Annotated in this window: 11 protein-coding genes and 2 pseudogenes; 4 read left to right on the forward strand and 9 right to left on the reverse strand. The window is 69.0% G+C overall.

Annotated elements, in window-relative coordinates; genetic code table 11:
- A partial coding sequence (locus tag AC30N0_RS06650; protein WP_489517141.1) for a tripartite tricarboxylate transporter substrate binding protein occupies positions 1-855 on the forward strand: 855 nt, incomplete at its 5' end.
- A 7-nt stretch (positions 856-862) separates the two neighbouring features.
- Positions 863-2,065, forward strand: a complete 1,203-nt coding sequence (locus AC30N0_RS06655; RefSeq protein WP_489517142.1) for an ammonium transporter — start codon at positions 863-865, stop codon at positions 2,063-2,065.
- A 19-nt stretch (positions 2,066-2,084) separates the two neighbouring features.
- Here the strand turns inward: AC30N0_RS06655 and AC30N0_RS06660 are convergent, their stop codons facing one another.
- From AC30N0_RS06660 to AC30N0_RS06685, 6 genes are read right to left on the reverse strand one after another with little or no spacing between them, the layout of a single operon-like run.
- Complete coding sequence (locus AC30N0_RS06660; RefSeq protein WP_489517143.1) at positions 2,085-2,846, reverse strand: enoyl-CoA hydratase; 762 nt, start codon at positions 2,844-2,846, stop codon at positions 2,085-2,087.
- A 9-nt stretch (positions 2,847-2,855) separates the two neighbouring features.
- Positions 2,856-4,097, reverse strand: coding sequence for an acetyl-CoA C-acyltransferase (locus tag AC30N0_RS06665; protein WP_489517144.1), 1,242 nt, complete (start codon positions 4,095-4,097; stop codon positions 2,856-2,858).
- 10 nt (positions 4,098-4,107) lie between these two features.
- Positions 4,108-6,504: a 3-hydroxyacyl-CoA dehydrogenase/enoyl-CoA hydratase family protein gene (locus AC30N0_RS06670; RefSeq protein ID WP_489517145.1), complete on the reverse strand. Its 2,397-nt coding sequence runs from the start codon at positions 6,502-6,504 to the stop codon at positions 4,108-4,110.
- 56 nt (positions 6,505-6,560) lie between these two features.
- Complete coding sequence (locus AC30N0_RS06675) at positions 6,561-7,022, reverse strand: DUF2147 domain-containing protein (RefSeq protein WP_489517146.1); 462 nt, start codon at positions 7,020-7,022, stop codon at positions 6,561-6,563.
- A 9-nt stretch (positions 7,023-7,031) separates the two neighbouring features.
- A complete protein-coding gene (locus AC30N0_RS06680) occupies positions 7,032-8,822 on the reverse strand; it encodes an acyl-CoA dehydrogenase C-terminal domain-containing protein (protein WP_489517147.1) in 1,791 nt (596 codons plus the stop codon).
- Between the two features lie 30 nt (positions 8,823-8,852).
- Entirely contained in the window at positions 8,853-9,533 is a 681-nt protein-coding gene (locus AC30N0_RS06685; RefSeq protein ID WP_489517148.1) for a TetR/AcrR family transcriptional regulator, read from the reverse strand.
- 134 nt (positions 9,534-9,667) lie between these two features.
- Between AC30N0_RS06685 and AC30N0_RS06690 the strand changes: the two genes are divergently transcribed.
- Complete coding sequence (locus tag AC30N0_RS06690; protein ID WP_489517149.1) at positions 9,668-10,651, forward strand: 2-dehydropantoate 2-reductase; 984 nt, start codon at positions 9,668-9,670, stop codon at positions 10,649-10,651.
- 68 nt (positions 10,652-10,719) lie between these two features.
- Entirely contained in the window at positions 10,720-11,277 is a 558-nt protein-coding gene (locus AC30N0_RS06695; RefSeq protein WP_489517151.1) for an HNH endonuclease, read from the forward strand.
- Positions 11,278-11,308: 31 nt separating this feature from the next.
- On the opposite strand, the gene AC30N0_RS06700 is transcribed toward AC30N0_RS06695, so the two are convergent.
- The 3 genes and pseudogenes from AC30N0_RS06700 to AC30N0_RS06710 form a co-directional block, all read right to left on the reverse strand.
- On the reverse strand, positions 11,309-12,019 hold the full coding sequence (locus AC30N0_RS06700; protein WP_489517150.1) for an N-formylglutamate amidohydrolase: 711 nt from the start codon (positions 12,017-12,019) through the stop codon (positions 11,309-11,311).
- A 380-nt stretch (positions 12,020-12,399) separates the two neighbouring features.
- Positions 12,400-12,495 (reverse strand): annotated as a pseudogene (locus AC30N0_RS06705) (PEPxxWA-CTERM sorting domain-containing protein); the annotation flags it as partial.
- 1,067 nt (positions 12,496-13,562) lie between these two features.
- A pseudogene (locus AC30N0_RS06710) lies at positions 13,563-13,946 on the reverse strand (nitroreductase family protein); the annotation flags it as partial.

Genomic DNA, 13,946 nt, shown 5'->3' on the forward strand with positions numbered 1-13,946 from the left:
CCGGGCGGCTTCACCGACGTGACGGCGCGCCTCATCGCGCAGAAGCTCCAGGAGCGGCTCGGCCAGACGTTCGCGATCGACAACAAGCCGGGCGCCAACAGCATCATCGGCGTCGACCTGATCGCCAAGGCGCCGCCCGACGGGCACACGATCGGCGTCGTGATTGCCGCCTACGCGGCGAACACCACGCTCTACCCGAAGCTGCCGTACGACCCGAAGAAGGATCTGATCCCGGTCTCGCTGATCGGCGTCGCGCCGCTGATCGCCTCGGTCAACAACAACGCGCCCTTCAAGACCGCGGCCGAGCTCATCGCCTACGCCAAGCGCAACCCCGGCAAGATCAGCTTCGGCTCGAGCGGGAACGGCTCGGCCGCGCACCTGACGACCGAGTTCCTGAAGGCGCAGACCGGGACCTTCATGGTCCACATCCCCTACCGCGGCGCGGCGCCGGCGCTCACCGACCTGATGGGCGGCCAGATCCAGCTCTTCTTCGACGCCGCCTCGGGCCTCATCGGCCCCGGCAAGAGCGGCCAGGTGCGCCTGATCGGCGTCGCCAGCGACCGGCGCCTGCCCGCCGCGCCCGACGTGCCGACCTTCATCGAGCAGGGCCTCGCCGGCTTCACGGGCAGCACGTGGGCCGGCGTACTCGCCCCCGCCGGCACGCCGCGCGAGATCGTCAGGCGCATCGCCGACGAGGTGGCGCGCATCGTCCGCGTCGACGACGTCAAGGCGCGCCTCGAGGCGATGGGAACCATCCCGGTCGGCAGCACGCCGGAGGAGTTCCAGACCTTCCTCGACGCCGAGACGGCGAAGTGGGGCAAGGTCATCCGCGACGCCAAGGTCACCGTCGAGTAGGCGCGCCATGAACGACGTGCGGACCGGCGGCGACGCCCTCTTCATCCTGCTCGGCGCGATCATGGTCCTGGCCATGCACGGCGGCTTCGCGTTCCTCGAGCTCGGCACCGTGCGCTCGAAGAACCAGGTCAACGCCCTGGTCAAGATCATGGTCGACTTCGCAGTGTCGACGATCGCCTACTTCTTTGTCGGCTACGCGGTCGCCTACGGCACGCACTTCTTCACCGGCGCAGAGGCGCTGTCGGCGAAGAACGGCTACGAGCTCGTCAAGTTCTTCTTCCTGCTCACGTTCGCGGCGGCGATCCCGGCGATCGTCTCCGGCGGCATCGCCGAGCGCTCACGGTTCGGGCCGCAACTGATGGCCACGGCGGTGCTTGTCGGCCTGGTCTACCCGCTGTTCGAGGGCGTGGCCTGGAGCCAGGCCTTCGGCGTGCAGGGCTGGATCAAGGCGGCGACGGGCGACGAGTTCCACGACTTCGCCGGCAGCGTCGTCGTCCACGCCGTCGGCGGCTGGATCGGCCTGGCTGCCGTGATCCTGCTCGGCGCCCGCCGCAACCGCTACCGCAAGGACGGCGCGATGAGCGCGCACCCGCCGTCGAGCATCCCCTTCCTGGCCCTCGGCGCCTGGATGCTGACGGTCGGCTGGTTCGGCTTCAACGTCATGAGCGCGCAGACGCTCGACAAGATCTCGGGCCTGGTCGCGGTGAACTCGCTGATGGCGATGGCCGGCGGCACGCTCGTGGCGACACTGGTGGGGCGCAACGACCCGGGGTTCGTCCACAACGGGCCGCTCGCCGGCCTCGTCGCCGTCTGCGCCGGGTCCGACGTCATGCACCCCCTGGGCGCCCTGGTCACCGGCGGCATGGCCGGCGCGATCTTCGTCGTCATGTTCACGCTCACGCAGAACCGCTGGAAGATCGACGACGTGCTCGGCGTCTGGCCGTTGCACGGCCTGTGCGGCGCGTGGGGCGGCATCGGCGCCGGCGTGTTCGGGATGTCGGCGCTGGGCGGCCGAGGCGGCGTCAACGTCGGCGCCCAGCTGATGGGCACGGCACTCGGCATCGCCTGGGCCTTCGCCGCCGGCCTCGCGGTCTACGGTGCGATCCGCGCCACGATGGGCCTGCGCATGTCGCAGGAAGACGAGTTCGTCGGCGCCGACCTCGCCATCCACAAGATCGGCGCCACCGCCGAGCGCGACGTCAGCTGGTAAGCCGGCGCCGCGGCCGGCGTCAGAACTTCGAGAAGTCGGGCTGCCGCTTCTGGAAGAAGGCGCTGAAGGCTTCCTTGGCCTCGGCGCTCTGCAGCCTGTCGCCGAAGGCCTTGCCTTCGATCGCGATCGTCTCCATCAGCTCGGCGCGGCCGGCGTGGCGCAGCAGCCGCTTGGTCTCCTGCACGGCGCCGGGCGGGAGGCTGTTGAAGCGCTCTGCGATGCGGCGCGCGTGGCGCACGACCTCGGCCGCCGGCAGCACGGCGTTGGCGATGCCCGCCTCGACGGCGTCGGCGCCCGTGAACGGGTCCCCGAGGAGAAGCTTCTCGGCGGCGCGCACATTGCCGAGCAGGCGCGGCACGACGAAGCTCGACGCGAACTCGGGCACGAGGCCCAGGCTCACGAACGGCATCGCCAGGCGCGCCTCGTCGGACACGTAGACGAAGTCGCAGTGCAGCAGCATGGTCGTGCCGATGCCGATGGCGGCGCCGGTCACGGCCGCGATGACCGGCTTGTCGCAGCCGAGCAGGGCCTTCATGAAGCCGAAGGCCGGCGACTCGGTCAGCGTCGGCGGCCGCTGCATGAAGTCCTCGATGTCGTTGCCCGACGAAAAGATGCCGGGCTGGCCGGTGATGAGCACGGCGCGGACGGCCGGGTCGGCCTGCGCCGCGACGAGCGCGTCGGCCATCGCCGCGTACATCGCCGCGGTGATGGCGTTCTTCTTCTCCGGCCGCGCGATCTCGATCGTGGCGACGCCGTTCAGCATGGCAGTCTTGATGCTCATGGTGTGTCCTCAGACGCGCTCGAAGATGCCCGCCGCGCCCTGGCCGGTGCCGACGCACATCTTCACCATGCCGTACTTCAGGTCGTGCCGGCGCAGCGCGTGCACGATCGTGGCGGCGCGGATCGCGCCGGTCGCGCCGAGGGGGTGGCCGAGCGCGATGGCGCCGCCCATCGGATTGACCTTGGCCGGGTCGAGGCCGAGGCTGTTCAGCACCGCCAGCGACTGCGCGGCAAAGGCCTCGTTGAGCTCGATCCAGCCCATGTCGGCGATGTTGAGTCCGGCGTAGCGCAACGCCGCCGGGATCGCCTCAATCGGGCCGATGCCCATGATCTCCGGCGGCACGCCGCGGCTGGCGAAGCTGACGAAGCGCGCCATCGGCTTCAGGTCGAAGCGCTTCACCGCCGCCTCGCTGGCCAGGATGAGCGCGCCGGCGCCGTCGCTCGTCTGCGAGCTGTTGCCCGCGGTGACGCTGCCCATGCCGGTCGGCTTGCCCTTGCCGTCCACCGGCGAGGCGAACACCGGCTTCAGCTTCGCGAGTCCTTCTAGCGAGGTGTCCTTGCGCGGCCCTTCGTCGAGGCTGACGGTGCGCTTCTTCTCGACGCGCTCGCCGCCTTCGCCGCGCCCCGAGAGATCGGGCGTGCGGTCGACCACCTCGACCGGCGTGATCTCGTCCGTGAACTCGCCGTCGGCGATCGCCTTCAGGGCGCGCTGGTGCGACTGCAGGGCGAAGGCGTCCTGCGCCTCGCGGCTCACCTTCCACTGCACCGCCACCTTCTCGGCGGTCAGACCCATGCCGTAGGCGATGCCGACGTTCTCGTCGCGCTCGAAGACGGCCGGGTTGAACGACGGCTTGTTGCCGCTCATCGGCACCATGCTCATCGACTCGCAGCCGCCGGCGATCATGACGTCGGCCTCGCCGACGCGGATGCGGTCGGCCGCCATCTGCACCGCGGTGAGCCCCGACGCGCAGAAGCAGTTCACGGTGACGCCGCCGACGCCCGCCGGCAGGCCCGCCAGCAATGCGCCGATGCGCGCCACGTTCAGCCCCTGCTCGCCTTCGGGCATCGCGCAGCCGACGATGGCGTCTTCGATCGCCTTCGGATCGAGCCCCGGCACCTGCGCCAGGGCGCCGCGGATCGCGGCCACCAGGAGGTCGTCGGGCCGCGTGTTGCGGAAGAAGCCGCGACCGCTGCGGCCGATCGGCGTGCGCGTCGCCGCGACGATGTAGGCGTCCTGCACCTGCTTGTTCATCTCGGTCCTTTCAGTTGCGGACGGGCTTGCCCGTCTGCAGCATTCCCATGATCCGTTCCTGCGTCTTCGGGTGGTCGAGCAGGCCGCAGAAGTGCCGGCGCTCCAGCGCCATCAGGTACTCCTCGGTGACCATCGAGCCGGCGTCGACCTCGCCGCCGCAGACCACATCGGCGATCAGCTCGGCGACGTGGAAGTCGTGCTCGCTGATGAAGCGGCCGTCGCGCATGTTGGTGAGCTGGCCCTTGATCGTCGCCCTGGCGCTGCGGCCGGCGACCGGGAAGGGCGTCCGCATCGGCGGGCGCCAGCCGCTCTCGCTCATGGCCTTCACCTGCGCCGTGGCGACGTGGAGCAGCTCGTCCTTGTGGGCCACGATCACGTCGCTCTCGAGCAGGTAGCCGAGCTTCCGGCTCTCGATCGCGCTGGTGCCGACCCTGGCCGTCGCCGCGCTGGTGAACGGGTCGCGGAGGAACTGGAACAGGTCGGCGTTGGCGTTGCCGGCCGACGCCAACTCGGCCACACGACGGGCGATGTAGGCCAGGCCGCCGCCGCCCGGGATCAGCCCGACGCCGACCTCGACGAAGCCCATGTAGCTTTCCATCGCCGCGACGCGCCGGGCGCAGTGGATCGCCAGCTCGCAGCCGCCGCCGAGCGCCATGCCGCGCACGGCAGCGACCACCGGCACGCCGGCGTAGCGGATGCGCAGCATCGCGTCCTGCAGCTTCTTCTCCTCCGGCAGGATGCCCTTGCCGCCGCTCTTCATGAAGACCGGCATCAGCACCTCGAGGTTGGCACCGGCCGAGAACACGTCGTCCGGCGACCAGATCACCAGGCCCTGGTAGCCGGCCTCCGCCAGCTCGACGGCCTTCAGCAGGCCCTCGGTGACCGCCGGGCTGATGAGATGCAGCTTAGCCGTGATGCTGGCGATCAGCACCTCGCCGTCGAGCGTCCATACGCGGACCTCCTCGTTGCGGAAGACCTCGCTCCCGGCTTGCAGCGGAACCGCGGCTGCACCGCCGGACACGCCCTCGCGGAACGGCTGGCGCAGGTAGACCGGCAGGGTGCTCGGCGCGACGAAGCGGGCGTGCGCCGCGCTGTACGACCCTTCGGGGCGATGCACGCCGGCGTCGCCGCCGCCGAGGCCGTCGAAGACCCACGTCGGCAGCGGCGCCTTGCTCAGCGCCTTGCCGGCGTCGATGTCTTCCTGGACCCAGGTGGCGACCTGCTGCCAGCCGGCCGCCTGCCACAGCTCGAAGGGGCCCTGGCTGGTGCCGAAGCCCCAGCGCATCGCGAAGTCGACGTCGCGCGCGCTCTCGGCCACCTCGGCCAGGTGCACGGCGGCGTAGTGGAAGCTGTCGCGCAGGATCGCCCACAGGAACTGAGCCTGCGGGTTCTTCGAGTCGTGCAGCAGCTTCAGCCGCTCCGCCGGCGGCTTCTTGAGCATGCGGGCGACGATCTCGTCGGCCTTGCCGCCCGCAGGAACGTAGTCGCCCGTCGCCGGGTCGTAGCGGAGGATGTCCTTGCCGACCTTCTTGTAGAAGCCGGCGCCGGTCTTCTGGCCGAGGGCCCCGGCATCGAGCAGCTTCTGCAGCACCGGCGGCGTCGCGTAGCTCTCGTAGAAGGGGTCGTTCTCCAGGTTGTCCTGCAGCGTCCTGATGACGTGCGCCATCGTGTCGAGGCCGACGACGTCGGCGGTGCGGAAGGTGCCCGAGCTGGCCCGGCCGAGCTTCTTGCCGGTCAGGTCGTCGACCACGTCGTACGTGAGGCCGTAGGTCTCGGCCTCCTTCATCGTCGCCAGCATGCCGGCGATGCCGACCCGGTTGGCGATGAAGTTCGGCGTGTCCTTGGCGCGCACGACCGACTTGCCGAGCGACGTGGTGACGAAGGCCTCGAGCTCGTCGAGCACGTCGGGCTCGGTCGTCGGCGTGGCGATCAGCTCGACCAGCGCCATGTAGCGCGGCGGGTTGAAGAAGTGGATGCCGCAGAAGCGCGGCTTGATCGATTCGGGCAGCACCTCGGCGAGCTTGGTGATGCTCAGGCCGGACGTGTTGCTGGCGACGATGGCGTGCGGCGCCAGCGAGCCGGCGATCTTCGTGTACAGATCGAGCTTCCAGTCCATGCGCTCTGCGATCGCCTCGATGACGAGGTCGCAGTCCTTGAGCTTGTCGAGGTGCTCCTCGTAGTTCGCCTGCTCGATGAGCGCGGCTTCTTCCGGGATGCCGAGCGGCGCCGGCTTCAGCTTCTTCAGACCCTCGACCGCCTTCGTCACGATGCCGTTCTTCGGGCCCTCCTTCGCGGGCAGGTCGAACAGGACGACCGGCACCCTGACGTTGACGAGATGCGCCGCGATCTGCGCGCCCATGACACCGGCGCCGAGGACGGCGACCTTTCGAACCTGGAATCGATTCACGAAACCTCCGCTGAAATCAGGAACCGGCGCCCGGCCGGCCGATGCACATTTGCCTTCTACTCCGCGCGAACCCAGGTCTGGGTCCGTCCGAGCATCGGCGTGCCGATGAAGCCACGCACCTCGAGCCGGGCGCCGTTGTCGACGACCTTGAGGCGGACGCGGTAGACCTTGCCGTTGTTCGGGTCGAGGATGTCGCCGCCCTCGTACTGGGCCTTGTCGTCCGCGTTCTGCTTGACGCCGCGCAGGATCGTCATGCCCAGGACAGGCTTGTCCTTGCGCTCGTCGGTGCAGTCCTTGCAGACGGCGTCCTTCGGTGCATCGGGGTCGACGATCTTCTCGACCTTGCCGGTGTAGACGCCGCCGCTCTCGACGATGCGGACCAGCGACTTGTCCTTCTTCGTGTTGTCGTCGATCGTCTTCCAGGTTCCCGCCGGCGTCGCGGCCTGGCCGAGAGCGGCGAATGCGCTGCCGGCGAGCACGCCGGCAACCAAGAGACGGTGCAAAGAGGCGAGATGCATGTCAGTCCCTCAGAAGAGAGCGGCGTCGAACTCCATCATCGGCGCCGCGCCCGAGCGGGCGGTGCGGATGAGGGTCGCCGTCTCCGGCAGCAGCTTGGCGAAATAGAAGCGCGCGGTGCCCAGCTTGGCGGTGTAGAAAGGGTCGCCCGACGACTGCTTCGCCAGCGCCACCTTGGCCATCCGGGCCCAGAGATAGGCGAAGACGAGATGGCCGCACACGCGCAGGTAGTCGACGGCCGCGGCGCCGACCTCGTCCGGGTTCTTGAACGCCTTCATGCCGATCTCGGTGGTCAGCTTGGTGACCTTCTCGCCGAGCTCCGCGAGCGGGTTGACGAACTCCTGCATGTCCTCGTGCGTGCCTTCTTCCTCTACGAACTCGGCGATGATCTTGCCGAACTTCTTCAGCCGGGCGCCGTTGTCGGAGAGCACCTTGCGGCCCAGGAGATCAAGGGACTGGATCGTGTTCGTGCCCTCGTAGATCATGTTGATGCGCGAGTCGCGCACGAACTGCTCCATCCCCCACTCGCGGATGTAGCCGTGGCCGCCGAAGACCTGCAGGCAGTGCGAGGTCGCGATCCAGGCGTTGTCGGTGAAGAAGGCCTTGACGATCGGCGTGAGCAGCGCCACCAGAGCGGCGCACTCGCTGCGCTCGGCCTCGTCGGTGGTCGCCACCTCGCGGTCGAGCAGCAGCGTCGTGTAGATCGCCAGGGCGCGCCCGCCTTCGGCGTAGGCGCGCGCCGTCAGCAGCATCTTGCGCACGTCCGGGTGGACGATGATCGGGTCGGCCGGCTTGTCCGGCGCCTTCGGCCCGGAGAGCGAGCGCATCTGCAGCCGGTCCTTCGCGTAGACCGCCGCGTTCTGGTAGGCCACCTCCGTCAGGCCCAGCGACTGCATGCCGACGCCGAGGCGCGCCGCGTTCATCATCACGAACATCGCCGGCAGTCCCTTGTTCGGCTGGCCGACCAGCGTGCCCTCGGCGCCCTCGAGGACGATCTGCGCCGTGGCGTTGCCGTGGATGCCCATCTTGTGCTCGAGGCCGCTGCACCAGATGCCGTTGCGCTCGCCGAGCGAGCCGTCGGGGTTGAGCCTCCACTTCGGGACGACGAAGAGCGAGATGCCCTTGGACCCCGTCGGTGCGTCCGGCAGCCGCGCCAGGACGAGGTGGACGATGTTCTCGGCCAGGTCGTGCTCGCCTGCCGAGATGAAGATCTTGTTGCCGGTCAGCCGGTACGTGCCGTCGGCCTGTGGCTCGGCCTTCGTGCGCAGGAGACCGAGGTCGGTGCCGCATTGCGGCTCGGTCAGGCACATCGTCCCGGTCCATGTGCCGTCGGTCAGCTTGCCGAGGTAGAGCCGCTTCTGCTCGTCGGAGCCGTGCGCATGCAGGCATTCGTAGGCGCCGTGCGACAGGCCCGGGTACATCGTCCAGGCCTGGTTCGCAGAGTTCAGCATCTCGAACAGGCATTGGCTGACGACGTGCGGCAGGCCCTGGCCGCCGAACGCCGGGTCGCAGCTCAGCGCCGGCCAGCCGCCCTCGACGTACTTCGCGTAGGCCTCCTTGAAGCCGGTCGGCGCCCGCACCTCGTGCGTCTTCTGGTCGAGCGTGCAGCCCTCCTCGTCGCCGACCCGGTTGAGCGGCGCCAGCACCTCGCTCGCGAACTTGCCCGCTTCCTCGATCACGGCGTTGATGGTGTCGGCGTCGACGTCGGCGTGCGGCGGCAGCGTCTTCAGGGTGCCGACGACGTCGAGCACCTCGTGCAGGACGAACTGCATGTCGCGCAGCGGCGGGGTGTAGGAAGGCATGCGGAGGGTTCCTTTGCGGGTGTGCTTGGATCAGGTGGCCTGCCCGGCCCGTGCGGGTGCCGACCAGTGCTCGATGACACGGCCGAAGGCGGTGCGCGCCCGCTCCTCGGCACCGGCGTGTCGGAGGAAACGCGTGTCGTGGTGGATGGCGAGGATGAGGCCGTGGATCTCGAACAGGACCTGCTCGGCGTCGGTGTCGGTGCGCAGGTGGCCTTCGCTCACGGCGGCGCGGATCGCTCTCTCGAGCGCCTGCTGCCAGGTCTGCACCATCGACACCAGCGCGTCGCGTACCGGGCCGGGGCGGTCGTCGAACTCGACGGCACCGCTGATGTAGATGCAGCCCGAGTCGACCTCGAGCGACACCCGCTTGAGCCAGCGCTCGAACAAGGCCTGCAGGCGCGGCAACCCGCGCGGCGCGGCGAGCGCCGGGCGGAACACCTCTTCGTCGAACCGGGCGTGGTACTGGCGCACGACCGATATCTGCAGCTCCTCGCGCGAGCCGAAATGTGCGAACACGCCCGACTTGCTCATGCCCGTCACCTCGGCCAGGGCGCCGATCGACAGACCCTCCAGGCCCATGTGCGACGCCAGCGCCAGCGCAGCGTCGAGAATGGCGGCGCGCGTCTGCCGGCCCTTGACCAGCGCGCGCGGGACCGCGCCCTCGGCAGCGCCGGGGTCGGCAACGTCGGAGCCTTCGACGAGAAAATTCACGGTGAGGCGGGGCGTTGGTCGAGGCGTCGGTGAAATCGAACGATCGTGCTATTTTGCAGGAAAGGTCTCGTGATGGCATGTCGACAGGGTGATCGGGCGACGCGCCAGGGAGACGTTTCCAAGGGCGGCCGCGCATGAGAGTCGCGGTGGTCGGCATCGGCGCCGTTGGCGGGCTCCTCGCCGCCGGGCTGGTCCGGGCCGGGCACGAGGTGTCGGGCGTTGCGCGGGGTGCGACCCTGGAACGCATCCGGGCACGCGGCCTCGCGATCGAGTCGGCCAACGGGGCCGAAACGGTCCGGCTCGCCGCCACCGACGACGCCCGCACGCTCGGGGCGCAGGACCTGGTCGTGATCGCGCTCAAGGCGCCCTCGCTCGCATCGGCCATCGGGTCGATCGAGCCGCTGATGGGCGGTTCGACCCTGCTCTTGCCGGCCATGAACGGCGTGCCCTGGTGGTTCCTCCCGGCGGCGCTGCCGGATCAGGCACCTCTCGACAGCGTCGATCCCGGCGGGCAGGCGCTGCAGCGGCTGCCCCTGCACCGGGTTCTCGGCTGCGTCGTCCACCTGACGTGCTCGAGCCCGGCCCCCGGCGTCGTCCGGCACGGCTTCGGCGACCGCCTGGTCGTCGGCGAGCCGGCCGGCGGTCTGTCGCCGCGCGTCAAGGCGGTGTGCGACATGCTCGCCGGCGCCGGGTTCAAGGCCGAGGCAAGCACCGATGTTCGCCGCGAGCTCTGGTACAAGCTGTGGGGGAACATGACCATGAACCCCGTCTCGGCCTTGACGGGTGCCTTGACGGACGCGATCGGCGACGACCCCCTCGTTCGCGGCTTCATCCTGCGCTGCATGGCCGAGGCCGCGGCGATCGGCGCCCGCCTCGGCTGCCCGATCGAGCAATCCGGCGAAGAGCGCATCGCCCTGACCCGCGAGCTCGGCGGCTTTCGCACCTCGATGCTCCAGGACAGCGAAGCGGGTCGCGCCATCGAGCTCGACGCTTTGGTCACCGCCGTGTACGAGATCGGCGCGCGCGTCGGCGTCGCCACGCCGGACATCGGCGCCCTGCTCGGGCTCACCCGCCTCATGGCGAGAACGCGGGGTCTCTACCCTCCGGCATCCGCGTAGCGTCGCGCGTCGGCATGGCGTCCCTCCGCCTTGAGCGCAACCGGCTCATGCATTACGCTTCCGACTCCATGGACGTCCTGCAGCTCGATCTTTCCGGCCGACCCCAAGCGTGGATCTCGTCCCGGGAAGCAGCCGTGCTCTACGCCAGCGACTGCGTGGCCTGGACGCTGGGCGACACCTTCCATGTCCTGCGCGGCGGCACGCAGCGCCGCACTGGGCTGCAGTCGCGAATCGAGGTGCACCCCATCGTCGCCGTGCGCGGGGCGGTACCGAGCCGGGCCTGGCGATCGACACCGGCTCTCAGCAACCCCAAGCTCTTCGCCCGCGACCGGCAGGTCTGCGCCTACTGCAGCGCTCGCTTCCACCTCGACGACCTGACGCGCGAGCACATCGTGCCGACGTCGCGCGGCGGCGCCGACACCTGGATGAACTGCATCACGGCGTGCCGGGCCTGCAACGGCCACAAGGGCAACCGCCTGCCCGAGGAAGCGCACATGTCGCTGCACTACCTCCCGTACGTGCCCAGCCTGCACGAAGACATGATCCTGCGCGGCCGGCGCATCCTCGCCGATCAGATGGAGTTCCTCCTCGCCAGCGTGCCGCGGCACAGCCGCCTGCACGGCTGAACCGCAGGGGCGCTGCCCCGCCGGCCCGCCGTCAACGGGCGGCGATCGCCGTCAGCGCCTGGACCAGCGTCGCCACCAGGGTGGCGCGGATCTTCGGCCACTCGGGGCCACCGGCCTCGACGTAGCGCTGGTTCACCTCCAGCTCGACACCGACGTACCGCTCCGCGGGGTAGCGGCGCCGCAGGGCCATTGTGAGGCCGTCGCTGGTGCCGAGGTACGGGTAGTTCCTGCGCAGGCGCAGGCTCGGGTCGCTGCGGGCAAGGGCCTCGAGCCAGGCGTTGCAGAAGCCGACCTCTCCGCTGCGGGCGGGGTCGTAGAGAAGGCCGATGTCTGCCGTGCGGACCTGGCCGTTCAGCTCCGGCGTGAAGCTGTGCGAGGCCACATGGATGACCCTGGCACCGCCGTCCACCGCAGCGCCGATCGCCCCTTCGGTCTTGCGGCGGTGCGGGTGATAGTGGCGCTCGAGGATCGTCCGCCGTTCGGCGAGGGGCAGGTGACGCGTCGCTTCGGAGTGCAGGTCGCGAGTGCCCACCGAGCGGTTCAGGTCGACCAGGAGGCGAGTCGTGGTGTCGTAGTACAACGGCGCCCCGAAGCGCTCGGCCATTTCCCGGGCGAGATCGAGGGCGCCCGGGTCCCAGCCGCGATGCGTGGGGAGCAGATGCTCGTGGCCGACGAACAGCGGGCGATATGGCTCGGGGACATCGTTGCCGGCGTGTTCGCAGGTGACGACGAGTTGATCCACTCGCACAGAGCGCCGGCTCGGCCGAGCAAAGAGGCCTTTCAGCCCCGGCGAAGCGTCAGGCGCGTCAAGGCTTGCCGCACCCAGATTGCCCTGAGGAAGGCACAAATACCATCGTGAGCGGCGTTGAACCGTATCGCCGCGCCCGGCTCGCATCGGGTCGAACCGCGAGCGCCGGATGCCGGTTGCAACTCGGCGGGAGGAGCTTCGTCGAGCGTGCCGAAGCGGTCGATCCACTCAGGCAGGGGGATGAGAGCCATACCTTGACTATTGCGCAAAAGCCCGACTTCCATCGTCGGACAACGCGCAGTTTGCCGATAGGACACTGACATGAAAAAAGCCGTGGCTCTCGCCACGGCTTTCTCGGTCCGGAACCTCTAGGATCAGGAGCGAAGCTTGCGGCGCCGCGCCATGAAGCCGATGAAGCCCAGGCCGCCCAGCATCAGCGCGTACGTTTCCGGCTCCGGGATCGCCGAGACCTGGAACGACGTGTTCGCATCGGCCTGGAACTGGAAATCCGGGCCCGTGACACCGTTGATGGCGCCGCGGTTGGCCGTACGGTCGCCGTTGGCGATGCCGTTGCTGCTGAACAGCGCCGACGGATCCACCTGGTTGAACGGTGTGATCTGCGACGTGTTGAAGAAGCTCAGCGTCAGGTTTGAAGCGTTGAAGCTGGGGAAGTACAGCGGATCGAACGAGGTGATGGTGGCACTGAAGCGGCTGGCGCCGCTGCCCGTCACAGAGGTGACACCTGGATAGTTGTTGGTAAGGTAGCTATCAAAGGGACTGCGGTCGGCGTTGTTGGCCGTGAAGTTGCTGGAGAACCCAGCCGCGTTGATGGTCCCCGAAAGGATTCTCGTCCCGGTCGTGAAGCCCGTTCCGGCGAGGTTGTCGCCAGGCGCCGCAGTCGCGTACATGTAGAAGAAGTTCGGGGCGGTCGGCGCCAGGTTGAAGGTCGCCGTTTGCGTGCCACCGGGGTTGTTCGCCAGCGAGGCAAAAGTCTCATTGAACCCCGCTACGAACGTGAAGTGCCTGTTGCCGTTGCCGTTCGTGAAGATGGGGGTGCCATTGGCATTGTTGATCGTGCCGAGATTGGCCTGATACAGCAGGGTGGTCGTGCCGCCCACTTGGGCCGGGATGGCTCCGATCGAGAGCGCATTGCCCGGAGACTGATCAAGCGTCGCCGCACCGCCGATGTCCCCAGCCGCCCCGGCGGTACCAGTCGGGTCGAAGGTGAAAGTCGTGGTTTGCTGCGCGAGCGCCAGCGCGGGCACCCCCAGCGCGGCGACCACAATTGAGTTGAGAAGGAAACGTTTCATGGACAGCCCCTGAAAGTGAGGGTGGTGGAAAGGCACTTCGAAATGGAGCAATCGTGGTGCCGTCGTCATGGATTTAGGGTTTGACCAGGTGTACGACCTGTTTCAAATCCCGTGTCTGAACATTACTCGCCGGGCGTCGAAGACGGTCCCCCTTGGTTGCGGGGTCGTGCCTTCGCAGCCACGATTCGGGGGGTTCCGGGGACGTCGGCAGAGTCCTCGGCCACGCTTCAGTTGCCGACAGGAACTTTCGATTCCGACCATCGCAGAGCTGCCAATGGCAGCCGCAAGGACCGTGACCGGGCTTCGGGGCCATGACCGATTCGCCCCAGGAACACGGTCACCTCGGCCGCCGCGGCCCCCAGCAGATCGTCGAGCATGGCCCGGACCACGTCTGCACGGTCCCGCGCGGCGCGATCTGCCGTGAACGCAATCTGGCGGCGCGCGCAGTCGGCGAAGACGAGCGGCGTGTACTGGGGCTGCAGCTGCAGACCGAGGCTCGTGGCGGTGAGCCAGAACCGCTGCGTCGCCGCGCCCGCCGCGAGATGGGCGTCGATCCCCTTCGGGCCCGGGTCGGCCACGATCGCGAAGTGCGCCGCACAGCGAAGCCCGGG

The organism is Rhizobacter sp. (assembly GCF_031412495.1).
Lineage (GTDB): Bacteria > Pseudomonadota > Gammaproteobacteria > Burkholderiales > Burkholderiaceae_C > Schlegelella_A.

Coding starts and splice junctions, on each gene's coding strand:
- AC30N0_RS06690 (WP_489517149.1), top strand. CDS start 9,668: ATGAGAGTCGCGGTGGTCGGCATCGGCGCCGTTGGCGGGCTCCTCGCC.
- AC30N0_RS06655 (WP_489517142.1), top strand. CDS start 863: ATGAACGACGTGCGGACCGGCGGCGACGCCCTCTTCATCCTGCTCGGC.
- AC30N0_RS06680 (WP_489517147.1), bottom strand. CDS start 8,822: ATGCCTTCCTACACCCCGCCGCTGCGCGACATGCAGTTCGTCCTGCAC.
- AC30N0_RS06665 (WP_489517144.1), bottom strand. CDS start 4,097: ATGAACAAGCAGGTGCAGGACGCCTACATCGTCGCGGCGACGCGCACG.
- AC30N0_RS06660 (WP_489517143.1), bottom strand. CDS start 2,846: ATGAGCATCAAGACTGCCATGCTGAACGGCGTCGCCACGATCGAGATC.
- AC30N0_RS06695 (WP_489517151.1), top strand. CDS start 10,720: ATGGACGTCCTGCAGCTCGATCTTTCCGGCCGACCCCAAGCGTGGATC.
- AC30N0_RS06675 (WP_489517146.1), bottom strand. CDS start 7,022: ATGCATCTCGCCTCTTTGCACCGTCTCTTGGTTGCCGGCGTGCTCGCC.